Here is a 23968-nt window from a genome sequence, read left to right on the forward strand (position 1 = left end):
CGCCACGTCCGGGTATGAAGACACCGGTGGAGGCAGCAGGAAGGCCGCGTCGCAAAAGCGGTCTACGGGAGAAAAAGCAGTGGACGAGGTTATGTTCACAGGGTCGCTGACGGCCCTTGTCACACCAATGAACCGGGATTCGTCCCTGGACATGGAGTCGTTCGGCCGTCTGATCGACTTCCAGATCGACAACGGGACGTCGACCCTGGTGCCGGCCGGCACGACGGGCGAGAGCCCGACCTTGTCGCATGAGGAACATCGTCGGGTCGTGCGTTTCGCGGTCGAGCGGGCGGCGGGGCGCGTGCCGGTTCTGGCCGGGGCCGGCTCCAACAGCACGCACGAAGCGATCTCGCTGGCCCGCGATGCGCGCGAGGCCGGTGCCGACGCAGCTCTGGTCGTCGTGCCCTACTACAACAAGCCAACGCAGGAAGGGCTGTATCGCCACTTCATGGCGATCGTGGAGCAAGCGCAGATACCGGTTGTCATCTACAATATTCCCGGCCGCTCCGTCATCGACATGTCGGTGGACACGATGGCGCGTCTGGCACGTCATCCGCTGATCGTGGGCGTCAAGGATTCGACAGCCAACCTGATGCGACCACTGGAAACGCGGGCCGCGATCGACAAGCGTTTCAACCAGTTGTCGGGCGAGGACGGGACCGTGGTGTCCTTTCTGGCGGCTGGTGGCGACGGGTGCATCAGCGTGACGTCCAATGTGGCGCCGCGCCTGTGTGCCGATCTTCACGCGCACTGGCAGGCGGGGGATGCGCGTGCTGCGATGGCGGTTCAGGACCGGCTGCTTCCGCTGCATGGCGCCCTGTTCTGTGAGAGTAACCCGGGGCCGGTAAAGTATGCGGCATCCCTTCTCGGGCTGGCTGGTGAGACGTGCCGTTTGCCGTTGGCCCCGCTTTCCAACGAGTCCAGGGCCAAGGTGCGTGATGCCCTGACCCGCGTCGGCCTGTTGGGCTGACCCATGGCAGCAAAGAGTAAAAGTGGTCTGATCGCGCACGGTATCGCGGCGCAGAATCGGAAAGGGCGCTTCAACTACAGCATCGACGAAACCGTCGAGGCGGGCATCGTACTGAAGGGGCCGGAGGTGAAAAGTCTCCGGCTGGGTCGTGCGATGATCACCGAGGCTTTTGCAGGCGAACGCGACGGCGAACTATGGCTGTTCAACGCCTATATCCCCGAATACCAGAGTGGCGTGCTGTCCCGCTTTGACACGCGGGCGCCGCGCAAGCTGCTGCTGCACAAGAAGCAGGTCGCTCATTTTCTGGGGGCCGTGACACGGGACGGCGCCTCGCTGGTGCCGCTCGACATCCATTTCAACCAGCGTGGTGTCGCCAAGCTGACTCTCGGCCTGGGTCGAGGGCGCAAGAAAGAAGACAAACGGCATGCGATCGCGGAGCGCGACTGGCAGCGCGACAAGGCGCGGCTGATGCGGAACAAGGGTCGCGACGACTGATCGGTCCTTCAGTCGGACGTCTGAACGTCTTGATGGACATAAAAAAAACCCTCCGAGCTCGCGCCCGGAGGGTTTCTTGTTACAGCGCGAAGGCGCTGATCAGGCGAGGCTGACCGAAGCGGCCTCGGGGCCTTTCTGACCCTGAACCACCTGAACGTTCGCTGCCTGTCCCTCGTTGAGCGAGGTCAGACCGGAGCGCACCAGAGCGGACGCGTGGACGAAAATGTCCTTGCCACCGCTGTCAGGCGTGATGAAGCCGAAGCCCTTGGTGGCGTTGTACCACTTCACGATACCGCGCATTTCCTCGGCGTGAGCAGTGTCGGGGGCAGGGCGCGAGAAGCGCGTGCCGAATTCACCGCGGGGGCCACCGAAACCGGGGGCGGGGCTGCGGGGGCGCTCGGGCTGTTCCGTGCTCTGGTCGACGGAGAGAACCTCGGCGACCTGACGGCCCTTCGGACCCTGGCCGATGCGCACGACCAGGGTTGCGCCCGGCCCGACGCTTTCGTGGCCGCTGCGCGACAGCGCGTTGGCGTGCAGGAACACGTCGCCCGTGCCATCGGCGAGCTCGACGAAGCCGAAGCCCTTCTCGCCGTTAAACCACTTCACGGTCGCGTTGATCTCGGGGCCCGATGCGATGACCTGCGGGCCGCCACCACCACCGGGACCCGGACGCCGGGGCGCCGACGGTCCGCGATCACCAAAGGATGGCGAAGGCGCCATGAAATCATCGTCAAACCCGCCGCGGCGCGGGAAACGGGAGCTGCGGTCGGTCCTGTTACTTCTCAACGGTCTAATCCCGAAGGCTAAAAGGGCAGTGGTGCGCGTTGCGCCACCCCAGAATGAAAAATTCCCTGTTGTCGGGAAAGACCCGGCGGCCTTGTCTGCTGCGGTCCCGGTCCCGATTTGGGGGTGCGGAGGCGTTTAATGCTTCCGCTGCGCAGCAAAGCATGAAAAGCCCCCGTAACGCTACGATCAAATCGCGTTTTCGCCGTGAACGTGAACAGAAAGTTCCCGCGCGCGGCAGCGTGCGCAGAGACGGGGGTTTCGCCCACGTGGCAAATCACCTATCAGAAAAACACATCGGCGGGGGACGCCGCGTCCATAACGGTGAGAAACGGATGAAAAACGGTCGAATTTCGGGCTCGCTCGCATGGATGGGTGCCCTCGGCGCAGTGGCCACGGTCAGCTGTTCGATACCTGCGCGCGCCACACCTCTCCAGGATCCGTATGGCACTTGGACGCTGCAGGGGGAAAACGACGCGGTCTCGACCCTGAAGGGCACGTCGGACCAGTATTACACCAGCGGCCTGCGCGCGAACTGGACGTCCGGTACGGACAATCTTCCCGCACCGATCGCAACCGTCAACCGGGCGATCCTGGGGCAGGGGGTCCAGCGGATCAGCATCGGCGTTCAGCAGCTGATTTTCACGCCGCACGATACCCAGTCGCCCGTGCCGGTCGCCGGCGATCGGCCGTATTCAAGCCTTCTTCTGGGCACGATCAACCTGATCAACGACACGGACCTGTCACGCAGCGTGTTCGGCATCCAGTTCGGCGTGATGGGACCAGCCGGTCTCGGGCGGCAACTGCAGAACGGTTTTCATGGCGCTATCGGGGACACCAAGAATCTCGGCTGGCACCACCAGCTCCAGAACCAGCCGATCTTTCAGGTTCAGGGCGGCCGCACCTGGCGCCTGCCTCTCGTCACCGCGTTCGGTATCTCCATGGATATGCTGCCGTCCGTATCGGGCGCCGTCGGCGACTATCGCATTTATGGCGACGTGGCCGACACCGTCCGTATCGGCCAGGGTCTGAACAGCGATTTCGGCACGCCGACGATCGGCCCGGGCACCGACGGCACGGACGCCTATGTTCTGTCGCGGCCCATCGCGTGGTACGCGTTCGGTGGCGTCGAAGGACAGGCCGTGGCCTACGACGCGTCCCTGCAAGGCAATACCGCTCGGTCCAACTCCCTGCACGTCGACAAGAAGTGGGACGTGGGTGAGTTCCACGCGGGCGTGGCGGTGATGTGGCACGGCATGCGCCTGTCCTACAGCCAGGTCTGGCAGACGCAGCAGTTCGAGACCGCGCGTTCGGGACTGTTTAACTACGGCTCTCTGGCCCTGTCCGTGAAGTTCTGACGTCGTGCTGCGCGTCGGACTGGTAGGGGCAGGCCACTTCGGCCGTTTCCATGCCCTGAAAATCGCTGCCAACCCGCGCGAGCATCTGGTCGCCGTCCTCGATCCCGATCCCGAGCGCGCGGCGGCGGTGGTCGCGCAGGCTGGTGGTGCCGTGGTGCACAGCCTCGACGATCTCCTCGCGCAGTGCGAGGCGGTCGTGATCGCTGCCCCCGCCGAGCATCACTTTTCCCTGGCCGGGCGGGCGCTGGAGGCCGGTCGGCATGTGCTGGTCGAAAAGCCGATCGCGGCGACACTCGAGCAGGCCTCTGCCCTGACCGCACTGGCGCGGGCCAAAGGGCGCGTCCTTCAGGTCGGGCACCTCCTGCGGTATTCGGCCGAGCACGCGGCCATCACCCGGCGGATCCATCGTCCATTATACATCGAGGCCACCCGCATCGCGCCGTTCAAGCCGCGCGGGACGGATGTGTCGGTCATCCTGGACCTCATGATCCATGATCTCGATCTCGTACTCGCGATCGTTGACTCGCCGATTGAGTCCGTCGACGCGATTGGGGCGGCCGTCAGTTCGGCGCACGAGGATATCGCCAACGCGCGTGTCCGCTTCACAAACGGCTGCGTCGCGGCCATCACCGCCAGCCGCATCTCGCTGAAGACCGAGCGACGGATGAGGCTGTTTTCGGAAGAGGGTTATCTCTCGGCCGACTTCGTCAAACGCGAACTGAGTATGATCGGCCGAGATCGCGGCGTCCCATTGCCCGGCACGGGCGGTTTTCGCCGCGAAGCCGTCACGTGGCGTGACCATGACAATCTCGCCGCCGAGCATGACGCTTTCGTGGCAAGCTGTCTCGACGGGGCACCGGTGAAAGTCGATGGCGAGGCCGGACGCCGGGCTCTCGAGGCTGCCCTTGCCGTTACCACGAGTATTACGGAGTCGCGCAACCGCTGGACGGCCGCCGGCCTTATCGGAGATCCCACCTCGGAACTCTGAGGTAGGGATCAGATTTTAAAACAAACAGCTACCTTTCCAAGGCCTCACGTTTTGTCTCCAGCTGCAGCCAGAGTTCCTCGGCGGCCGTCAGGCGATGCTGCGTATCCTCCAGCGTGGCGGTCAGGCGCGCGAAAGCGTTCGGGTCACGACTGTAGAGGCCCGCGTCAGAGAGACGTTCGCGCAAGGAGATGATCTCCTGCTCCAGCGTCTCGATCTGTCCCGGGAGCTGTTCGAGGGCGTGTTTATCCTTGAAAGACAGCTTGTTCGCCGACTTTTTTCCACCTTTGCCCGAGCTTCCTGCTGCCTTTGCCGGCCTGGTGTCTTCGGCGGTGGCTTCGCGTCCGGACGGTGCGGTCAGGCCGTTCTGGGCCAGCATGTCGCTATATCCACCGGCATATTCGACCCAACGCCCATCGCCCTCGGCGGCGAGAATGGAGGTCGAAACCCGATCGAGGAAGTCGCGGTCATGGCTGACCAGAACGACAGTGCCCGCATACGACGCCAGCATGTCCTGCAACAGGTCCAGCGTCTCCAGATCGAGATCGTTGGTGGGTTCGTCCAGCACCAGAACGTTGGAAGGCCGCGCCAGAGCGCAGGCGAGCAGCAGTCGGCCGCGTTCGCCTCCTGACAGGGCCCCGACGGGTGTCCGGGCCTGCTCGGGACGGAACAGGAAGTCCTTCATGTATCCGATGACGTGTCGCTTGTCGTCGCCGACCTGAACCATGTCGCCGCCGCCGCCGGTCAGCGTATCGGCAAGCGTGCGATCGGGGGAGAGAGTGGCGCGTTGCTGATCGAGGGTCTGAACCTGCAACGCAGTGCCGATCCGCACCTCGCCGTCATCGGGCTGGTCGATACCGGTCAGAAGGCGGAGCAGCGTCGTCTTGCCCGCACCGTTCGCGCCGACGATCCCAAGCCGATCGCCCCGCAGGACGCGCAGATCGAGATCGCGGATGATCGTTCGCTCCCCGTAGCGGCGCGTGGCGTTCTCGGCGACCACGACCAGCTTGCCCGACGTTGCCGCCGTCTGGGCGTCCAGTTTCACGCTGCCCTGTGCCCGCACGGTGTCGCGGCGCGTCTGCCTCAGGGCCGCCAGCTCGGCGACGCGGCGGACGTTTCGCTTGCGGCGTGCCGTCACGCCATAACGCATCCAGTCTTCTTCGCGGGCAATCTGCCGATCGAGCTTGTGGGCGTCGCGCTCTTCCTGCTCCAGAACCTCCTCGCGCCATGTCTCGAAACGGCCGAACCCCTGATCGAGCCTGCGCGTGATGCCCCGGTCCAGCCACACGACACTGCGCGACAATGTTTCCAGAAAGCGGCGGTCATGGCTGATCACCACCAGAGCGGACCGAAGCGAGAGCAACTCGCGCTCCAACCACGCGATCGTCGGCATGTCGAGATGATTGGTCGGCTCATCAAGAAGGAGCAGGTCCGGTTCGGCCGCCAGCGCCTGCGCAAGAGCGCAGCGGCGCGCCTCGCCGCCCGAGAGGTTACCGATCAGTTCGTCGCCGGTCAGCCCGAGTTCGGCCAGGAACGACCGGGCGCGGTAGTCTTCGTCGTCCGCCAGACCGTCGCTGGCCGCCTCGAATGTCGTTGCAAACGCGCTGAGATCGGGTTCCTGCCGGACGTAACGCACAGTCGTGCCCGGCTGCAGGAACCGGGTGCCGGAGTCCATCTTGATGTCGCCCGCCGCGATGCGAAGCAGCGTCGATTTGCCGCTGCCGTTGCGTCCGACGAGGCAGAGTTTTTCACCCGGAGAGACGCCAAACCCCGCGCCATCGAGAAGCGGCTTGCCGCCGAGCGTGAGGGTGATGTCCTGGAGGAGCAGAAGCGGAGGTGCCATGGCGGCGTTCTCGCCCGTTCCGCGCCCCGGCGCAAGTCAGCCCTTCTCAGGCGGCGCCCGACCCGCGCGCCTGCAACAAGGCGTCGAGAAAGGACTCTCCCCACATCAGCGGCGTGCGTGAGGAGATGACGTGCCAGTTCGCCTCCCAGCGGCGACGGCGCTCTTCCCTTGCCATCGACAGGGCACGATGGATGGCATCGGCCACTTCGTCGCCGTCGAACGCGTTAACCAGCAGGGCGTCCTTCAACTGTGCCGCGGCGCCCGCGTAACGCGACAGCACCAGAACGCCAGGATCGTCCCCGTCCTGCGCCGCCACATATTCCTTGGCGACAAGATTCATGCCATCGCGCAACGGGGTTACCAACCCGACACGCGCCGTGCGCATGATTCCGGCCAGATGGGCACGTGCGACGGGACGGGTCACAAAGCGCAGGGGCGTCCAGGCCGGCATCGCCAGCTCCGCGTTCAGGGCACCCGACAGGCGCTCGAGCTCTTCCCGCAGGGACTTGTAGATCTCCACGTCCTGGCGGCTCGACGCGGCGACTTGCAGGAAGGTGACGCGTTCCTGCCATTCGGGATGCTTGTCGAGAAAAGAGCGGTAGCCGTTGATCCGCCGCCGGATTCCTTTCGTGGGATCCATTCGGTCGGCGCCGATCATCAGGGTCGAGCCCAGGAGCGATTCCGAAAAGCGTCGTATGGCCGTGGTGTCACTCTCCTCGGCGGCGGTTCTGGCAAATCCGGGCGCGTCGATCTCGACGGGGAATGCGCCGACATGCACCGTCCGGCCGCCGCATGTGACGACATTGTTGCCGGCCGTTTCGCCACCCGCCAGGCGCTCGACACAGGCGACGAAATTCTGCGCGTCATGGCTGGTCTGAAACCCGACCAGATCGGCCTGCATGAGCTGGCGCAGAAACGTCGCGGCCTCCGGGATGGTCGAGAGGATATCGGGCGAGGGGAAAGGCGTATGAAGAAAGAAACCGATTGGCACCTGCACGCCGCGTGTCCGTAGCGCGGCGGCCAGAGGCACGAGGTGATAGTCGTGGATCCACACCACGTCTCCGGGCCGGATCATGTCCTTCAGCGTGGTGGCGAAGCGCGCGTTCACGGTGCGATAGACATGCAGGCTGTGACGGTCGAAACTGATCTGTTCGGGCAGGGAATGGATCAGCGGCCAGAGCGTCGCGTTGGAGAAGTTGGCGTAATAACCCTGATATTCGTCGGGGGTGAGGTTGATGGTGGCGTACTGGACGCCGCCCTCCTCCACGATGGCGGGGGCAGTGTCGTGTTCGGCATTGTCCGCGATGTCGCCGCTCCAGCCAAACCAGAGTCCGCCGCGACGGGCCAGAAGATCGTGAAGCACGACAGCGAGACCGCCGGCTTTTTCTCCCGCCGTTGGTACGGGTACTCGGTTCGACACAACGATCAAGCGACTCATGCGGCGTCTCCGTCTTGTTTCCGCCGTGGGGCGGCAAGGCCCGGAACGAACGTCCGAACCCGGGCAAACGTTTCGCCGCTGATGCCGGACCTGGGGCTTCCGGGGGCGCGTGCCTTAGGGCATCCGCACCCCGCCGGTCACCGCCTGATAGGTGGCGATGGCCAGCGTGACCGGATCGAACGGCTTGGTGATGACGAACGCGGGTTCGACACGTTCGCCCGTCAGCAACCGTTCCGGATAGGCCGTCACAAACACGACCGGCACCCTGTGATCCTGCATGATCCGCGTGACCGCACTGATGCCGTCGCCGCCGCCACCGAGGTTGATGTCGGCAAGGATCAGGCCCGGACGCCGGAGCAGCGCCAGTTCGACGGCGTCCTTTTCGGTGTGCGCGACACCGGCGACGCGGTGGCCGCACTGGGCGACCAATTCCTCGATGTCCATGGCGATGATCGGCTCGTCCTCAATGATCAGGACGTCCGTGCGCGCGCTCTCGCCGAGGGCGGCGCGCGCATCAACCAGCGTGGCGCGCGCGTCGTCCAGCGACAGTCCGACGATGGTGGAGGCGTCGTCCAGCGGCACCTCCTCCAGCATCGTCAGCAGGAGAAGCATTCGCCCTGCGGCACTCAGGCCGCCCGGAGGGTCGTCGCCGCCGGCGCGCAGGCCGATCTCGCGGTAGAGCGCGTTACGCGGGGTCAGTTCGGTCTGATCTCTGACCATGAGATCACGAAGGCTCTCGGCGACGGCCAGATCACCTCGGGCCTGACTTCCTGTCAGCGCGCGCGCATAGCGCCGCGCGTAGGGAAGGGCGCGGACAAAATCGTGTCTCCGCGATTCGACCATAAGCAATGTGTCTCCGTTTCGCGCCAGATACGGCCGGCCCGTGCGGCGATTACAGCGGACGTTGGGAGAGAACGCAAATCTCTGTTAAGCGAGGGTTTCGCAACGGCACCCGGCGGCATGCAGTCCTTCCGAAAATCCCTTCTCGACACTCTTCCCGCACTTCGGGCGTTTGCACGCTTTTTGACCCGCAACGCGTCACAGGCCGACGACCTTGTGCAGGAGACGGTCATGCGCGCGCTGACCGCACACGACCAGTTTATCGAAGGCACCAGCATCAAGGCGTGGCTGTTCACCATTGCCCGCAACCTGTTCTACGAGACCAGGCGCCGCCATCGCCGCGAAAGCGAGGTGATGGAGGATTTCAGCGCGCAGGCCGCGCTGAACGGCGACGACGGACAGGCGCCACTGACCGACACCCGCGCGCGCGTCCATGAGCTTGAGCGCGAGATCTGGAAGCTGCCGCCTCCCTTGCGCGAGGCGCTGATTCTCGTTGGCGCGCAGGAAATGACGTACGAGGAGGCCGCGGCCGTCTGCGGCGTCCCCGTCGGTACGGTCAAGGCGCGCGTGTCGCGCGCACGAAGCCATCTCGGGCGCCAATTGTCGTCGGACGAGGCGGCGGACGCGGGCACCGACGGGGGTGGAGAGGCGTGAGGCAATGATCTCACGTTTATGTCATTGAAAGGCGTGCAACGGTTTTGCTCGGGCGTTCATTGATCCCTCGAAAAGCAACGAAGGACGAAAACGATGGCCCAGACGTTCCATGATCAGGTGATCGCCATTCTCCCCAAGCTGCGTGTCCAGGCGCTGTCGCTGACGCGCAATCGCGCCGCCGCCGAAGATCTGGTGCAGGACGCCGTCTGCAATGCCCTTGCGGCGCAGGAAAGCTTCATTCCGGGTACGAACTTCCCCGCCTGGATGCACCGCATCCTGCGCAACCGTTTCATCTCCGACCTGCGCCGTCGTCGCGACACGACCGATATCGATGACCTGCCGCCCGGCATGTTCGCCACCGAGGCATCGCACGAGGATCGGTTGGTGCTGAAGGATCTGGCCCTCGCCCTGTCGCGCCTCCCTGAAGAGCAGCGCACGGCGCTGGTGCTCGTGGTCATGCAGGGGATGAGCTACGAGGATCTGGCCGAGGCCACCAATTGCGCCGTCGGAACCGCTAAAAGCCGTGTCTTCCGCGCCCGCCGTCAGCTTGAGGCGTGGATGAACGGCGATCTGCCCGCCTCCAACAAGCTGGGCCAGCGCGTTGCCGCCCTGCGCGCCGTGCTGGACACCCGGCTGGGGTCGACGGACAACGCCAAACGGATCGACGTTTAAAAAAGAAGCGGCAAAAGCACGCCGGTCATGCGCGACGATCTTTTCAGGTCGTCGTGCATGACGTAACGACATCAGGACGTGATACCGGCACCAATGGTGTCATCGCTCAGGATGCACGAAGGGGTGAGAGAGCCGTAATGGCGAAATCTGAACGTAGCGGAGGTCGCGGCGTTCCGGAGAAGGGGACCACTGAACGGGAGCAGGAGAAAGGCGATGAGGCAGACGGGGCATTTGACCTGTGGCTGAAGCGCGGTCTCCATCAGCTCTTCGATTCAGTCGCAAACGAGCCGATTCCCGACGAGCTTCTTCGTCTCATCGAGGAGGACCGCGAGAGTTAGCCGACGGTATCCACGCGTGAACTCCAGGCGGAACACGTTCTCCGGCACTCCCGATCGTCTGGTCAGACGCGTCCGGCGCGCGCTCGCCGGACGCGCGTCCACGAACGCGGTCCCGCTGCTGGGGCCGCTGTTGCGCATCCTGAAGCTCTTCGACACGGTCAACGCGCGCGTCGGTGGTCTTCTCCTGCTGGCTGTGGCCCCGTTTGCCGTGGGGCTCTCGCTTCTGGCGTGGGAGGGTTATCAGGAAATGGAGGACGTGGTGCGGGCGCGGGCTGATGAGGTCGCCCGTCAGGCATCCGCGCTTGTCTCCTACGAACTTGATGTCGCGACCCAGACGCTGCGTATCCTTGCCGCATCCGCCGACGATCGTGCGCTGGGCGCGCTTCGCCTATCGCCGTGGGCGGCGCTGTCGCCGCCGCGCGTGGCTGCTGTGGTCGAGCGTGGGGCTGATGGCGCGATACGTACTCGTATTGATAACCCAACGTTCCGCTGCTCCGCCGGATTTTCCCACGGCTCGGATTTCATCGTCCCGATGGGCATGGAGCGCACCCTCTCGCTTCGTTACCCTCCACCGCAGGCTCTGGACGAAGCCCCGTGTGTCGAGATTACGATGCGCCGCATCGATCATGACGCCGGGGTGCAACCGCGTTACCTCTCGGCGCTTGTGTCGCTCGAGGTATCGGCGGCATCCATTCGCTACCGGCTGAAGAACCGGAACGAATGGCCACGGATATGGGTGCTGGCGCCGGACCGTCGGCTTCTAACTCTTGAACCAACACACTCAGCCGCTGGCGAAGCACCTGTCGATGCAGCGGCTTTGGAAGACGAGCTTTTGGCGCGCAACGGCCGCGGCGATAACGGGTCTGTTGCTCTCAACCAGCGCCATCGTGCCTCAGTGCTGACAACCCTTCCGGTCGGACTTCGACTTCTGGTCGTCGCCACCCGGAGCCGGGACGAGGGTCACGCGCGCAACAGCTTCATCACGACCGTGTTCCTTACCGTCGCCGTGCTGATCCTGCTTCTGACCGCCGTCGGCACTCTGGCCGATGCGGTTCTGGTGAGGCCGATCAATCAACTGATGGACGCTCTGAGCGAATGGCGGCAAGGGGGTGCGTTCGACACGCGCATCGCGCGGAGCATGCCGATGGAACTTCGGGCGCTTGGATTTTCGTTCAAGCGGGCAACACGGCGTCTGGCCCGGCATGAAGCGCGTCTGTCCCGTGCGCTGGAGCATCAACGGTTGCTGATCCACGAGATCCATCATCGGGTAAAGAACAATCTGCAGATTGTCGCGTCGCTCCTGAACCTTCAGGCGAATCGCATCCGGCAACCGGAAGCGCAGAACGAGTTTCGACAGGCGCGCGATCGGGTGCGCACGCTCGCCACGCTTCATCGTCACCTCTATCCCGAAACGGGTTCAACGGCGATGCGCATGCCGTTGTTTCTAAAAGAACTATGCAGCCAGATCGCAGCAGCGCACGGCGAGGATGGCTCCGATCGTATATCGGTTGTGGTCGAGGCCGAGGATTTCGAGATGTCGGTGGATCAGGCGGTTCCGCTTGCGCTGGTAACCACGGAAATTGTCAGCAACGCCATTCGGTATGCGTTTCCGGACGACCGTCCGGGGACGGTACGGCTGACATTGCGTCAGGAACGAGCAGGAGAGGCGGTCATGGTCATCGAGGATGATGGCATCGGCCTTGCCGTCGGGGAGCGATCCCATGACAGGAGCCAGCGTACCGGGCTTGGCCTGCAACTGATCCGCGGGTTCGTGCGGCAACTCGGCGGCGTCATGCGCTGCACATCCGATCCGGAAGCCGACGCGTCTGTCCCGCCGCTGGCGGGCACGCGCTACGTGATCACCTTTCCCCTCACACCTCCACGCGGGGAACTCCGGGGCCATGTCGTGTCCTGAGCGGGGTCAATGCCAGCATGCGAGCATCGCCGTGACGGAATGACAGGGTTCGGGTTAACGATTGGCAAGAAGTCGTCGTAAATCTGTCCTTAACGAACATGGTGTCCTATAAGGCCGCGATGAGCCGAGATAAACAAATCGTGCGCGCGTGGACCCGGGCGCAGGCCCGTCTGGGCCGAAGGAACGCGCGTCCGGTCATTGCCGCCGGCCTCGTCGGCACTCTGATCGCGTGTGCGCAGGCGGCGTGCATCGCAGCGCTACTGGGCCCTGTACTGGCCGGTCATGCGGCTGCGATGCAGATCGTGTGGCCCCTGGCGGGTTTTGGATGTCTCGCGATCGTGCGTGCCATGGTCCTCGCCCTGGGTGACATCGCCGCCGGCCGGGCCGGTGCCCGCGCGCGGCGGCGGCTTCGACAGGATATCGTCCAGACCATGCTTTCGGCCGGCCCCGTTCTGCTGCGCCGCGCGCACAGCGGCGCGCTGGCCGCGCTGGCGTTCGACCGGGTCGAAGCTCTGGACGGCTTTTTCGCCCGTTGGATTCCGGCCTCCATCCTGTGGGTGGCGCAGCCTGTTCTGGTGGTCTGCGTGGTCGCGTTCGTGGCCCCGCACGCCGCACTGGTCATGGCGCTGTGCGGCCTGTTCGTCCCCTTCGCGCAGGCGGCGTTTGGCATCGGCGCCGCGGTCGCGTCCCGACGCCAGTTTCTGGCGATGACCCGCCTCCAGGCCCGGTTCCTCGACCGCATCCGTGGCATCGCCACGATCGTACTTGCCGGCCGGGCGGACGACGAGGCCGAGCGTCTCGCCGCAGCGGCCGCTGAACTGCGCAAACGCACGATGACGGTGCTGCGCGTCGCGTTCCTGTCGTCGGCCGCGATCGATCTCGCCATGGTGGTGGCGCTCGTGCTGATCACGTTGGGCGAGGGGCATGGCCTCGTGGCGCAGCGGGCCGCCGGGACGCTCGATCCCGCGTCGGTAGGCCGGGCTCTCTTCGCACTGGTTCTGGTGCCGGAGTTTTTTGCGCCGTTACGCGCCCTCGCACTGGCCTATCAGGATCGGGCGCAGGCGTCGGGCGCTGCGGAATCGATCCATGATCTGTTTGGCGCCGAGACGGTCTCTATCGATGCGGACGAGGGCCGTCAGTCGCACGACGTTCCGTGCACCCCGGGCGAAGCACGCCCGTCCTCGGTGTCCGTTCGCTTCGAGCGCGTTAGTTTTTCGTGGGACGCGGACCGGGGCGCGAGCCTGAGCGACGTGAGCTTCCGAATGGACGCGCGCCAGACGCTTTTACTGTGCGGGGCCTCGGGAGCAGGCAAGTCAACGATAATGGAACTGCTGCTGGGTTTCGTTTCGCCGATGAGCGGGCGGATCCTGTTCAACGAATGCGATGTGGCGGAGATGTCCAGCGCCCAGCGTGCGCGATACGTCGCCTGGATCGGCCAGAGGCCGGTTCTGTTCGCGGGCACCATCGCGGACAATCTGCGGCTGGCGCGACCCGAGGCGAGCGATGAGGCGCTGGAGCATGCGCTTGCTATGGCGTCGGCCGACTTCGTGTCGGCACTGCCGCAAGGCATTCACACGGTGATCGGGGACGGCGGCTTCGGGCTGTCGGGTGGTCAGGCACAGCGGATCGCAATCGCGCGCGCATTCCTGAAGAATGCGCCCCTTCTGTTGCTTGATGAGCCGACAGCGCATCTCGATCCTGCGACCGAACGCGCTATTTTCGACACGCTCGCGCGGCTGGCGGAGGGACGCACCGTGATTCTGGCCAGCCATTCTCACGCCATCAGCCGCTTTGGCGCACAGAGGCTCGACCTTGTGCACGGACGTGTGCTGGAAAGTAGGGTCGTGGCATGAGCAGGGTTCAACACACTCCGCTGGTGGACCAGCGGACCGCTTTCGCACAGATTTTCGGCGTCTGGCGCCCGTGCATGCCACGACTGGCGATCGGCATCGTCCTTTCGCTTCTGGCACTGTTGGCCGGACTCGAACTGATGTGGACGGCAGGTCTGCGGCTGGCGGGCATGGCCATCGGTCTGTGGGCCGTGGCCTCCATCGTGCTGCGACTGCTTGGTGCGGGCCGCGTGGCGGGGCGGTATATCGAGCGCCTGTTCACGCACGACGCCATGTTCCGGGCACTGGCGGACCTGCGCGTCTGGTTTTTTCGTCGTCTTGCCGCCGGTTCGGCCGCGGGCCTCGGGTTCCGTCGGTCCGGCGATCTGCTGTCGCGGCTGGTGTCGGATGTCGAGACGCTCGACGGGCTGTATCTGCGCGTGGTGGTGCCATTGTGCGGAGCGGCGGTTGCACTGGCTCTTCTGCTGCGGGCAGCCCTTCCGCTCGCGCCCGGACTGGCGGTCGTGCTGGCGGTTCTGCTGTTGATGGCCGCGATAGCGCTACCGCTTGTGGCACTTCGGATCGGTCGTCACGAAGGGGGTTCGATCGCGGTCGCACAGGCGGCGCTGCGCAACGGTCTGATCGACCTTACCGCCGGATTGCGCGAAATCCGGGCCTTTGAGGCCGAAGCCGGGGTCGCGTCGCGGATCGACGTTCTGGACGAGTCCCTGAGCCGCGCGCAGGGACAACTGGCGCGCAAACTCGCCCTCGCCGGCGCGGTGTCGTTTCTGACCGGACAGGCGGCGATCGTCGCTGTGCTTGCGGCCCTCGTCGGGGTGGGCATGACGCCTCTTCATCCGGCGGCCGGGTGTGGTTTGCTGTTTCTGACCATCGCGGCGTTCGAGGCATCGTCCGGCCTGACGCGTGCCGGTGTCCTCGCCGGCACCATGGGCATGGCCGCCCGCCGCGTTGTCGAGAGCGCCGATCAGCCGGCGACGCTGGATCGGGGGACGCGTCCGGCGCCAAGCGGGACCGATATCGCCCTGCGGAACGTGTCGTTCCGGTGGTCGCCGGATCGGCCGATGGTGCTGCGCAACGTGACCCTCGATATACCGTCGGGGTCACGCGTGGCCATTCTGGGCCCGTCCGGCGCGGGAAAATCGAGCCTCGCCGCCCTTCTTCTGAAGGTCGCAGTGCCCGAGGAGGGCGATATCCTTCTGGGATCGGAACCCCTGTCGACCCTGCGTGACGACGCCGTGCGCAGCCGGATTGCATGGCTGTCGCAGGCGACGCATCTGTTTGACGACACGTTGCGCGCCAACCTGACCCTCGGGCGTCGTGACGTCACCGACGACATGTTGTGGCGTGCACTGGACCAGGCCGCGATCGGGGATCTGGTGCGCGGATTGCCCGACGGGCTCGAGACATGGATCGGGGAGGGCGGCACGCGTCTCTCCGGCGGGCAGGGGCGGCGTGTCGCCCTGGCGCGCACTCTTCTGGCCGACGCGCCGATCCTTCTGCTCGATGAACCCACGACCGGTCTGGATGCCCAGACGGCGGCCGATTTCTTCAGCACCCTTAACGATGTGGCTGGCGACCGCACCGTGATCATGATCGCGCATCGATTGACAGGCGTAGAGCGGATCGACCGGGTGTGGCGCGTGGCGGACGGACAGGTCATGCCCGCGATGGCATGAACTGGTCGCGACTCGCGCGGAGATGACGGAAACCATTGACGGACTCGCAGGCGCGGAGGCACCTAGAGGCCTGACACCGGTCCTTGCCGCCGGACTGTTAAGATAAACCGGCGATCTGCGCTCGCCTATCGGAGATACCACCTCATGCTGCGTCGCCTGTCGCTTGTCCTTGGTCTGTGCGTGCTGGCGGGTTGTTCCACCGGATCGTCGCGTAAATACGTTGTGTTCTTCACGCATGGCTCGGCCGCGCTGGACGAAACGGCGCAGACCATAGTCTCGCATGCCGCCGCAACCGCCTTGGCCAAGGGGCGAGCGAACGTGATCGTCGAAGGTTACGCCGCGGCGCATGGCGATCTGTCGGCCGACGAGCTTCTGGCCATGGACCGCGCGCGCATCGTTGCCGACCAGCTGGCGCGCGATGGCGTGGCCCCGTCGGCGATCCGCCAGGCGCCGCGCGCGCCGTCGAACGAGAACGTCTCGGTTGCCGCGCGCCGCGTCGAGATCGAAATCGTCGCGCAGTAAGGCCTGTCGCGGCACTCGATGGCCGATGACGCTGCCTTTCCCGCCGCCGTTGCGTCGGGGCTCGTAACACGCGGAACCGCTATGGACCGGGCGCACGCGGTTCTGCGCGAGACGTTCGGTTTTTCCGCTTTTCGTGGATTGCAGGAAGCCGCCGTCGCTCGTGTGATGGACGGTCAGGACACGCTGGTGCTGATGCCGACGGGCGGCGGCAAAAGCGTGTGTTATCAGGTTCCGGGCCTTGCGCGCACCGGTCTCGCGCTGGTCATTTCGCCGCTGATCGCGCTGATGCAGGACCAGGTGGCCGCGTTGCGGCAACTGGGTGTCAACGCCGCCGCCCTGCATTCGGAGCTGGACCCGGATGATGCGTCCCAGGTGTGGACCGAGATCAACGCCGGGCGCCTGAAATTTCTCTACGTCTCCCCCGAGCGCCTTTTGTCGCCCGGCATGATCGATCGTCTGGCGCGGCAGGAACTCGCCCTGATCGCGATCGACGAGGCGCACTGTGTCTCCGCCTGGGGGCATGATTTCCGGCCGGAGTATCGCGCGCTTGCGTCCTTGCCGGCCCATTTTCCCGGCGTGCCGCGTATTGCCCTGACCGCAACGGCCGACGAACGCACGCGCGAAGATATTCTGGGCGCGCTCGGCATGCCCGATGCCGAGCGTCTGGTGGCGAGTTTCCACCGGCCCAACCTGCACGTCGCCGCCACGCCGAAAGCCTCGGAACTGCGGCAGCTGACATCGATGCTCGATGCCCATCGCACCGGAGCGAGCATCGTCTACTGTGGCAGTCGCGCGAAGACGGAACGGGTTGCCGCGACGTTGGCGGGGCAGGGATGGCCGGCGATCGCGTTCCATGCCGGCCTGTCGCCCATGGAAAAACGCGCGGCGCTGATGCGTTTTCGCTCCGGCGAACGGATCGTGGTGGTCGCGACGATCGCGTTCGGGATGGGGATCGATCGCCCGGACGTGCGCTGCGTCGTCCATCTCGACATGCCCGCCTCGCCGGAAGGTTATTATCAGCAGATCGGTCGTGCCGGACGCGACGGTGAGCCGGCGCATACGCTGCTGCTGTATGGTGGCGAGGACATGGCGCGGGCGCGCCACTGGCTCGACCAGTCTCAGGCCCCCGAGAGCGAGCGTCGCGTCATGAGCGCCCGGCTGGAGGCGATGATCGCCCTGACCGAGACCACGGGATGCCGCACGCAGGCGCTGCTGGCCTGTTTCGGTGAAGTGTTGCCAGCGGCGTGCGGCCATTGCGACAATTGCGCGCATCCGGTTGCGTCGTTCGATGGCACCGACGCCGCACGAAAGGTTCTGTCGGCGATCTATCGCACGGGACAGAGGTTCGGTGCCGTGCATGTCGCGTCGGTCCTGCGCGGTAAAAGCACCGACATGACCCGGCGGCATCAGCACGAGGGATTGTCCGTCTTCGGGATCGGCAAGGATCGGTCCGAACAGTTCTGGCGCGGCGTGATCCGGCAGCTGATCGCCCGAGGGGCAGTGATGACCGTCGGTGATTACAACGGTCTGGCCCTTGACGAACGGGTGGCCCGGCCGATCCTGCGCGGCGAAGTGCCCGTCCTTCTGCGCGAGGACACCGAGGGCGCGTTGAAGCGGGCAGCCTTGCCTGACCGCGCGCCACGCTATGGCGACGATGAGGATCACGGCCTCGATGCCGAGGGCGAGCGCGTGTTCACCGCACTGCGCGACTGGCGCCGGACCGAGGCACGCGAACAGGAAATTCCGCCCTATGTCATTTTCCATGACGCCGTCCTGCGCGATATCGCCCGCGAGCGCCCCGACGACCTGGACCTGCTTGGACGCATCAAGGGTGTGGGTGCGTCGAAGCTGGCGCGTTATGGCGATGCGGTTCTGGAAGCAATCGCCGAGGCGACATAACCGGCCATGACGTCCGAGATTCCCGGCGGCGCCACGCCCGCCCAGCGGCGACTGGCGGCGATCGTCGCCTTGGTCCGCAACCGTGGCTATGTGTCGAACGAGGATCTCGCGCGCCAGTGCGAGGTCACGGTTCAGACGATCCGCCGCGACGTCAACCATCTCGCCGACCAAGGCCTGCTGGCCCGACATCACGGGGGGGCGGGACTGCCCTCATCGGTCGAGAACATTGCCTATACGGAGCGGCAGATTCTCAATCGCCGCGAAAAGGAAGCCATCGGGCGTCGTGCCGCGCGCCTGATCCCCGACAATGCCTCGCTGTTCATCAATATCGGGACGACGACGGAAGCTTTCGCGCAGGCGCTTGGCGGCCATCAGGCGTTGCAGGTAATCACCAACAACCTGCACGTCGCCGCGATGCTGGCACCCCGGTCCGATTTCAAGGTCGTCGTGGCGGGTGGCCGGGTGCGCAGCCACGATGGCGGAATCGTGGGGCCGGCCGCGGCGGAGGCCCTGGGGAACTATCGTGTGGATATCGGCGTCATCGGTATTTCCGGCATCGAGGACGATGGTTCCCTGATGGATTTCGATGTCGAGGAGATCGAGTGCGCGCGCGCAATCATGCGCAATGCGCGTCGCGTCGTCCTTCTGGCCGACCATACGAAGTTCACGCGCCATCCGCTGGGCCGGGTCGGCCCCGTGACAGCAGTCCATGATTTCGTGACCGACCGCGTACCGCCAGCGCGCCTGCGCGAAATCCTGGAGCGGGCCGGCACACGGCTGCATATCGCTGAGCTCTGAGAGCTTCGCCCGCGTGGGCAATCTTCGTTTCCGAACATTCGCGCGACTCTCGAGGCTGGCATGAGCGATGCTTGGCGGATTCTCACCGGATCGCGCGGCACTATCACATAAAAGAGAACGTCGAGCGGCGAAAACGAATTGCGGATGAGCATTATGTTCGGATACGAACATTCGGAAAGGAATTTTCCATGCTCGCTTCGAATCCGCAGACTGTCCCACCTGATGCGCGTGTCGATCTTCTGATCGTGGGCGGCGGCGTCAACGGCACCGGCATAGCGCGTGATGCCGTCGGACGCGGTGCGTCGGTGATGCTGGTGGAGAAGGACGATCTTGCCGGGCATACGTCGTCGGCCAGCACGAAGCTGATCCATGGTGGCCTGCGCTACCTCGAATATTACGAGTTCCGGCTGGTCCGCGAAGCGCTGATCGAGCGGGAGCGGCTGCTGAAGATCGCGCCGCACATCATTTGGCCGATCCGGTTCGTCCTGCCGCATTCAAAGCTGGTGCGACCCGCGTGGCTGCTGCGGCTCGGCCTGTTCCTGTACGACCATCTGTGCCCGCGCATGACGCTGCCCAAGACGGAGTCGGTTCGCTTCGACCGCCACATCAGCGGCCGGGCGATCCGCGACGACTACGCGCGCGGCTTCATCTATTCGGATGCCCGGGTGCTCGACAGTCGGCTTGTCGTGCTCAACGCGATGGACGCCCGGGACCGGGGAGCGGACATTCGCACGCATACGCGTCTGGTCGGCGCAACGCGCCATGCCGACCATTGGGAGGCGGTGATCGAGGACGCCGACGGCGCGCGGCAGACTGTTCACGCCCGCATTCTGGTCAACGCGGCCGGGCCGTGGGTCGCCGACATGCTGCACAACACACTCAAGCTGCAAACGTCGAAAAACGTGCGGCTGGTGAAAGGCAGCCATATCGTCGTGCCCCGGCTGTATGATGGCGATCACGCCTACATCCTGCAAAATCCGGACAAGCGGATCGTGTTCGCCATTCCGTACGAGCAGGATTTCACCATGATCGGCACGACGGATATTCCATTCGAATCCGATCCGAACCGTGTCGAGATTGACGCTGACGAAACGCGCTATCTGTGCGACAGCGTCAGCCGGTATTTCCGCACGCCGGTGAAGCCAGACGACGTCGTGTGGGCATGGTCGGGCGTGCGCCCGTTGTATGACGATGCGGCGAAGGACGCGTCTGCCGTGACGCGTGACTATGTCCTTGATGTCGACACCAGTGGCGGGGCGGCGATCCTGTCGATCTTCGGCGGCAAGATCACGACGTTCCGCAAACTTGCCGAGCACGCGATCGAGAAACTGGCGCCGCTGATGCCGGTTCTGGGAAAGCCGTCCTGGACCGGCACCCAGCCTCTGCCCGGCGGCGATCTCGGTGCTGGCGGCTTCGACGGTGCGGTGGCGCGTCTGCGGACGCAGGCCGGGTTTCTCGATCAGGCCACGGCGGAGCGGCTGGTGCGATCCTACGGCTCCTGCGCCTATCTGATCGTGGGCGATGCCGCCACGCGGGAGACAATGGGCGAGGATTTCGGCGCCGGGCTGACGGCGCGCGAAATCGACTATCTCATGGCGCAGGAATGGGTGCGGTGCGCGGACGATCTGCTGTGGCGCCGCTCGAAACTGGGGCTGCATATCGCCCCGGAACAGGCGGCGCGGGTGGAGGCCTACATCGCACAGCGGCGTCAGAGCGGCGTGCCCGCGCAGCCCGCCTCAACGGGTACGCTCTCGGCGGCCTAGAGAGTTTTATCTCCAACGGGTCTGGAACCCCAACAAGAACAATCATCGGTGAACGCAATGAAAATTGATAAGAAGCTTCTGGGCGAGCTCATCGCCGAAATGGTCGCCGTTTTCATCATCATCCTGTTCGGCGATTCGGTGGCGGCGATGTACACGCTGTATGACCCGAGCCCATATAAAACTGCCTATTGGGGTGTGTGCATCGTCTGGGGACTGGGCGTCACCATTGCGATCTATGTGACCGGAGCCGTGTCGGGCACGCACGCAAACCCGGCGGTCACCATCGCTCTGGCCACGTTCCGTGGGTTCTCGTGGAAGAAAACGCCGCTTTATATCGTGGCCCAGGTCCTGGGCGGCTTCCTCGGCGCGGCGGCGGTGTATGCCCTGTTCTCGCCCGTGATCGATCACTTTAATGAAGTGCATCACTTCACGCGGGCACTGGACGGCGGTGCGGCGGGCGTGTTCTTCACCCATCCGGGCGAGGCGGTGACGCCGATGCATTCGCTGCTGGTGCAGACGATCCTGACGGGGATGCTGGTGTTCGGCATCTTCGCCATTACCTGCGAATACAACACCATGGCGCCGCAGGCGAACTCCGGCGCACTGATCATCGGTCTTCTGGTGGCGACGATCGGTGCCTCCGCCGGCTATCTCGACGCATGGGCGATCAACCCGGCGCGCGACTTCGGGCCCCGGCTTTTCTGCTACTTTGCCGGGTGGGGTCCGCAGGCGCTGCCGGCGCCGCAGAACTACTGGTGGGTGCCGGTACTGGGTCCGACGTTGGGCGGTCTGGTCGGTGGGGGAGCGTATTACGTGCTGATCCGGCCGTTCATGCCGGAGCGCCTTGTCGAACCGATGGCGCCCACGCCTGTCGTGCTGACCGAGACAGCGCTGCCGGCCGAGCGGTTCGGCGCCCACAGCCACTCCTGAAACAGTCGGCGTAATGAACAAGGGCCGGACGACACCGGCCGCATGGGAAGGACATCTCCATGACTGAAAAGAACCTTATCCTGGCGATCGATCAGGGCACGACCTCGACCCGCAGCATCGTTTTCGGCGCCGATACCGAGGCTCTGAGCACCTCACGCACTGAGTTCGGCCAGTTCTACCCCGACCAGGGCTGGGTGGAGCATGACGCCGAGGAGATCTGGCGCGACGTGGTCCGCACCGCGCGCGAGGCTCTCGAGGGTGTGGGTGGCAACGAGCGAATCTCGGCTATCGGCATCACCAACCAGCGCGAGACGATCGTGGTCTGGGACCGCGAGACGGGTCGTCCAATCCATCATGCGATCGTCTGGCAGGACCGGCGCACTGCATCGCTGTGCCAGACCCTGCGTCAGGACGGCGCGGAGACACTGGTGCGCGAGCGGACCGGCCTGCTGCTCGATCCATATTTCTCCGCAACGAAAATCGCCTGGATCCTCGACAACGTGTCGGGCGCGCGCGCGCAGGCCGAAGCGGGGAAACTGGCGTTCGGCACGATCGACAGTTTCCTTCTGTGGAACCTGACCGGTGGACGCGTGCATGCGACGGACATCACCAATGCCTGTCGCACCCTGCTGTTCGACATCCATCGACAGTGCTGGGACAAGGATCTGCTGAAGCTGTTCCGCGTTCCTGAAGCCCTGCTTCCCGAAGTGCGCGACAACAGCGGCATCTTCGGCGAGACCGACCCCGCCCTGTTCGGCCGTGCGATCCCGATCGGCGGTATGGCGGGTGATCAGCAGTCGGCGGTGATCGGACAGGCCTGCTTCCAGCCCGGCATGGCCAAGTCGACCTATGGCACAGGCTGCTTCATGTTGCTCAACACCGGCGACAAGCCCGTGGAATCACGCAACCGCATGCTGACGACCATCGGCTACCGGATCGGCGGCAAGACCACCTATGCGCTCGAGGGCGCGATTTTCGTCGCCGGAGCCGCGATCAAGTGGCTGCGCGACGGGCTTCATCTCATCACGCATGCCTCGCAGACCGACGACATGGCGACGCGTATCCCGCACAGCCACGGTGTTTACATGGTGCCCGGGTTCGTCGGGCTCGGGGCGCCGCACTGGGACCCCGAGGCGCGTGGTCTGATCTGCGGCCTGACGCTGGACGCGACAGCGGCGCACATTGCCCGCGCGGCTCTGGAGTCGGTTGCGTTCCAGACGCTCGATCTCGCGGCAGCCATGCGCGAAGATGGCGGCGGCACGGCGAGTACGCTGCGGGTAGACGGTGGTATGGCCGCCAATGACTGGTTCTGCCAGTTTCTGGCCGACATGTTGCAGGCGAAGGTGGAACGGCCGAAAAACCTTGAAACGACGGCGCTGGGCGCGGCCTTCCTCGCGGGTCTGTCGACTGGCGTCTGGTCGAGCCTGGATGAAGTCGCGGGCACGTGGTCGCGCAGCTCCATGTTCGAGCCGCAGATGGAGGGTGCGCAGCGCAAGCGCATGATCGACGGCTGGCATCAGGCGGTGCGCCGCACCCTGTCACAGGCCGCCTGACACGGTCCGTCGCCGTGCCCCCGAGTGTGGTTCGGGGGCACGGTGGACTTCCCTGTCGAGGGGATATCAGGCCTTGGCGATGGGAAAGACGACTGTCGACGAACTGCCGCCGCGATAGTGGAACACGACGGTCACCTCAGACGGAGTCGGCGCGTCTGCCGTTGTCGGGGTCGTGTCGTTCCGACCGCCCAGACCGTGGCACACCAGATGAAAACCGCTGCTGGGGAAGACGAGGGTCGTGTTGGCGGGCAGCGCCAGATGGGTGAACAGGGCCTCTTCGGTCTCACCCGGTTCCTGCGGGCCGCTTGACGCGGCTAAATCCGAACAGTCATGCGACGATACGCCGTCGATCAGATGGACCGTCCCGCCGTGGTTGGTGATCGTCATGAACAATGCGGCGATGGACTTGTTCTCGCCGACCAGGATCGCCGACGGATGTGTGATGCGAATATCGTCCGGGGCTGTCTGGGGCGCGGACTCTCCGGCGACCGGCGAAACATCATGCGCGCGGGCGACGTTCAGTCCGCCGGTCATCAGGGTGCCCGCCACAGCTACGCGGAAACACATCCCGAACGGCATGGCCTTAAATCGGGGTCGGGTCTGGAAGTTGCGCGCCACGTGTCTTTCGCTCCTGATCAAGGCGGCCCGGCAACGCCGCCGCGTGTTTCCTCAATATCCCATATACG

Annotated in this window: 21 protein-coding genes; 16 read left to right on the forward strand and 5 right to left on the reverse strand. The window is 65.0% G+C overall.

The window, feature by feature from the left end; all coding sequences use genetic code 11:
- Nucleotides 1–91 precede the first annotated feature (91 nt).
- Both dapA and smpB read left to right on the forward strand, forming a co-directional pair.
- The gene (gene dapA, locus HUK82_RS00580; protein ID WP_218061483.1) at nucleotides 92–970 is read left to right on the forward strand and encodes a 4-hydroxy-tetrahydrodipicolinate synthase; all 879 of its coding nucleotides are present in this window, start codon (nucleotides 92–94) and stop codon (nucleotides 968–970) included.
- A 3-nt stretch (nucleotides 971–973) separates the two neighbouring features.
- Nucleotides 974–1465, forward strand: a complete 492-nt coding sequence (gene smpB, locus HUK82_RS00585) for an SsrA-binding protein SmpB (RefSeq protein WP_176612087.1) — start codon at nucleotides 974–976, stop codon at nucleotides 1463–1465.
- Between the two features lie 99 nt (nucleotides 1466–1564).
- On the opposite strand, the gene HUK82_RS17555 is transcribed toward smpB, so the two are convergent.
- Nucleotides 1565–2251, reverse strand: coding sequence for a cold-shock protein (locus tag HUK82_RS17555; RefSeq protein WP_176612088.1), 687 nt, complete (start codon nucleotides 2249–2251; stop codon nucleotides 1565–1567).
- 368 nt (nucleotides 2252–2619) lie between these two features.
- On the opposite strand from HUK82_RS17555, the gene HUK82_RS00595 reads away from it, so the two are divergent.
- Together HUK82_RS00595 and HUK82_RS00600 are read left to right on the forward strand one after the other, a co-directional pair.
- Nucleotides 2620–3606, forward strand: a complete 987-nt coding sequence (locus HUK82_RS00595; protein WP_246495061.1) for a lipid A deacylase LpxR family protein — start codon at nucleotides 2620–2622, stop codon at nucleotides 3604–3606.
- A 4-nt stretch (nucleotides 3607–3610) separates the two neighbouring features.
- Complete coding sequence (locus HUK82_RS00600; RefSeq protein WP_176612090.1) at nucleotides 3611–4594, forward strand: Gfo/Idh/MocA family protein; 984 nt, start codon at nucleotides 3611–3613, stop codon at nucleotides 4592–4594.
- 28 nt (nucleotides 4595–4622) lie between these two features.
- On the opposite strand, the gene HUK82_RS00605 is transcribed toward HUK82_RS00600, so the two are convergent.
- From HUK82_RS00605 to HUK82_RS00615, 3 genes are all read right to left on the reverse strand, one after another.
- Nucleotides 4623–6434, reverse strand: coding sequence for an ABC-F family ATP-binding cassette domain-containing protein (locus HUK82_RS00605; RefSeq protein ID WP_176612091.1), 1812 nt, complete (start codon nucleotides 6432–6434; stop codon nucleotides 4623–4625).
- A 46-nt stretch (nucleotides 6435–6480) separates the two neighbouring features.
- The gene (locus tag HUK82_RS00610; protein ID WP_176612092.1) at nucleotides 6481–7872 is read right to left on the reverse strand and encodes an alpha,alpha-trehalose-phosphate synthase (UDP-forming); all 1392 of its coding nucleotides are present in this window, start codon (nucleotides 7870–7872) and stop codon (nucleotides 6481–6483) included.
- A 114-nt stretch (nucleotides 7873–7986) separates the two neighbouring features.
- Nucleotides 7987–8715: a response regulator gene (locus HUK82_RS00615; protein WP_176612093.1), complete on the reverse strand. Its 729-nt coding sequence runs from the start codon at nucleotides 8713–8715 to the stop codon at nucleotides 7987–7989.
- Between the two features lie 117 nt (nucleotides 8716–8832).
- Here HUK82_RS00615 and HUK82_RS00620 point away from each other — a divergent pair, with 117 nt between their 5' ends.
- From HUK82_RS00620 to glpK, 12 genes are all read left to right on the forward strand, one after another.
- Complete coding sequence (locus tag HUK82_RS00620) at nucleotides 8833–9366, forward strand: sigma-70 family RNA polymerase sigma factor (RefSeq protein WP_176612094.1); 534 nt, start codon at nucleotides 8833–8835, stop codon at nucleotides 9364–9366.
- Between the two features lie 93 nt (nucleotides 9367–9459).
- The gene (locus HUK82_RS00625; protein WP_176612095.1) at nucleotides 9460–10038 is read left to right on the forward strand and encodes a sigma-70 family RNA polymerase sigma factor; all 579 of its coding nucleotides are present in this window, start codon (nucleotides 9460–9462) and stop codon (nucleotides 10036–10038) included.
- A 137-nt stretch (nucleotides 10039–10175) separates the two neighbouring features.
- A complete protein-coding gene (locus tag HUK82_RS00630; protein WP_176612096.1) occupies nucleotides 10176–10376 on the forward strand; it encodes a NepR family anti-sigma factor in 201 nt (66 codons plus the stop codon).
- 16 nt (nucleotides 10377–10392) lie between these two features.
- Entirely contained in the window at nucleotides 10393–12291 is a 1899-nt protein-coding gene (locus tag HUK82_RS17570; protein WP_176612097.1) for a sensor histidine kinase, read from the forward strand.
- A 119-nt stretch (nucleotides 12292–12410) separates the two neighbouring features.
- Entirely contained in the window at nucleotides 12411–14144 is a 1734-nt protein-coding gene (cydD, locus tag HUK82_RS00640; RefSeq protein WP_176612098.1) for a thiol reductant ABC exporter subunit CydD, read from the forward strand.
- Nucleotides 14141–15817: a thiol reductant ABC exporter subunit CydC gene (gene cydC / locus HUK82_RS00645; RefSeq protein ID WP_176612099.1), complete on the forward strand. Its 1677-nt coding sequence runs from the start codon at nucleotides 14141–14143 to the stop codon at nucleotides 15815–15817. Before cydD ends, cydC begins: the two co-directional genes overlap by 4 nt.
- A 144-nt stretch (nucleotides 15818–15961) precedes the next feature.
- Entirely contained in the window at nucleotides 15962–16339 is a 378-nt protein-coding gene (locus tag HUK82_RS00650) for an OmpA family protein (protein WP_373318271.1), read from the forward strand.
- 81 nt (nucleotides 16340–16420) lie between these two features.
- Nucleotides 16421–18238, forward strand: a complete 1818-nt coding sequence (gene recQ, locus HUK82_RS00655) for a DNA helicase RecQ (protein WP_246495057.1) — start codon at nucleotides 16421–16423, stop codon at nucleotides 18236–18238.
- A gap of 6 nt (nucleotides 18239–18244) precedes the next feature.
- On the forward strand, nucleotides 18245–19036 hold the full coding sequence (locus HUK82_RS00660; protein WP_176612101.1) for a DeoR/GlpR family DNA-binding transcription regulator: 792 nt from the start codon (nucleotides 18245–18247) through the stop codon (nucleotides 19034–19036).
- 188 nt (nucleotides 19037–19224) lie between these two features.
- Nucleotides 19225–20799 (forward strand): glycerol-3-phosphate dehydrogenase, encoded by a 1575-nt coding sequence (gene glpD, locus HUK82_RS00665; protein ID WP_176612102.1) that lies wholly within the window; start codon nucleotides 19225–19227, stop codon nucleotides 20797–20799.
- A 57-nt stretch (nucleotides 20800–20856) separates the two neighbouring features.
- Entirely contained in the window at nucleotides 20857–21729 is an 873-nt protein-coding gene (locus HUK82_RS00670; protein WP_176612103.1) for an MIP/aquaporin family protein, read from the forward strand.
- Nucleotides 21730–21788: 59 nt separating this feature from the next.
- Nucleotides 21789–23282, forward strand: a complete 1494-nt coding sequence (gene glpK, locus HUK82_RS00675; RefSeq protein WP_176612104.1) for a glycerol kinase GlpK — start codon at nucleotides 21789–21791, stop codon at nucleotides 23280–23282.
- A 66-nt stretch (nucleotides 23283–23348) separates the two neighbouring features.
- On the opposite strand, the gene HUK82_RS00680 is transcribed toward glpK, so the two are convergent.
- The gene (locus HUK82_RS00680) at nucleotides 23349–23816 is read right to left on the reverse strand and encodes a copper chaperone PCu(A)C (protein WP_218061480.1); all 468 of its coding nucleotides are present in this window, start codon (nucleotides 23814–23816) and stop codon (nucleotides 23349–23351) included.
- Between the last annotated feature and the right edge of the window lie 152 nt (nucleotides 23817–23968).

Source organism: Ameyamaea chiangmaiensis, assembly GCF_013376175.1.
In the GTDB taxonomy this organism is placed as follows: Bacteria; Pseudomonadota; Alphaproteobacteria; order Acetobacterales; family Acetobacteraceae; genus Ameyamaea; species Ameyamaea chiangmaiensis.

Bases quoted from the DNA above. Each gene is read 5' to 3' on its own strand.
- dapA (WP_218061483.1), top strand. From the start codon at position 92: ATGTTCACAGGGTCGCTGACGGCCCTTGTCACACCAATGAACCGGGAT.
- smpB (WP_176612087.1), top strand. From the start codon at position 974: ATGGCAGCAAAGAGTAAAAGTGGTCTGATCGCGCACGGTATCGCGGCG.
- HUK82_RS00595 (WP_246495061.1), top strand. From the start codon at position 2,620: ATGGGTGCCCTCGGCGCAGTGGCCACGGTCAGCTGTTCGATACCTGCG.
- HUK82_RS00605 (WP_176612091.1), bottom strand. From the start codon at position 6,434: ATGGCACCTCCGCTTCTGCTCCTCCAGGACATCACCCTCACGCTCGGC.
- HUK82_RS00610 (WP_176612092.1), bottom strand. From the start codon at position 7,872: ATGAGTCGCTTGATCGTTGTGTCGAACCGAGTACCCGTACCAACGGCG.
- HUK82_RS00615 (WP_176612093.1), bottom strand. From the start codon at position 8,715: ATGGTCGAATCGCGGAGACACGATTTTGTCCGCGCCCTTCCCTACGCG.
- HUK82_RS00620 (WP_176612094.1), top strand. From the start codon at position 8,833: ATGCAGTCCTTCCGAAAATCCCTTCTCGACACTCTTCCCGCACTTCGG.
- HUK82_RS00625 (WP_176612095.1), top strand. From the start codon at position 9,460: ATGGCCCAGACGTTCCATGATCAGGTGATCGCCATTCTCCCCAAGCTG.
- HUK82_RS00630 (WP_176612096.1), top strand. From the start codon at position 10,176: ATGGCGAAATCTGAACGTAGCGGAGGTCGCGGCGTTCCGGAGAAGGGG.
- cydD (WP_176612098.1), top strand. From the start codon at position 12,411: ATGAGCCGAGATAAACAAATCGTGCGCGCGTGGACCCGGGCGCAGGCC.
- cydC (WP_176612099.1), top strand. From the start codon at position 14,141: ATGAGCAGGGTTCAACACACTCCGCTGGTGGACCAGCGGACCGCTTTC.
- HUK82_RS00650 (WP_373318271.1), top strand. From the start codon at position 15,962: ATGCTGCGTCGCCTGTCGCTTGTCCTTGGTCTGTGCGTGCTGGCGGGT.
- recQ (WP_246495057.1), top strand. From the start codon at position 16,421: ATGGACCGGGCGCACGCGGTTCTGCGCGAGACGTTCGGTTTTTCCGCT.
- HUK82_RS00660 (WP_176612101.1), top strand. From the start codon at position 18,245: ATGACGTCCGAGATTCCCGGCGGCGCCACGCCCGCCCAGCGGCGACTG.
- glpD (WP_176612102.1), top strand. From the start codon at position 19,225: ATGCTCGCTTCGAATCCGCAGACTGTCCCACCTGATGCGCGTGTCGAT.
- HUK82_RS00670 (WP_176612103.1), top strand. From the start codon at position 20,857: ATGAAAATTGATAAGAAGCTTCTGGGCGAGCTCATCGCCGAAATGGTC.
- glpK (WP_176612104.1), top strand. From the start codon at position 21,789: ATGACTGAAAAGAACCTTATCCTGGCGATCGATCAGGGCACGACCTCG.
- HUK82_RS00680 (WP_218061480.1), bottom strand. From the start codon at position 23,816: ATGACCGGCGGACTGAACGTCGCCCGCGCGCATGATGTTTCGCCGGTC.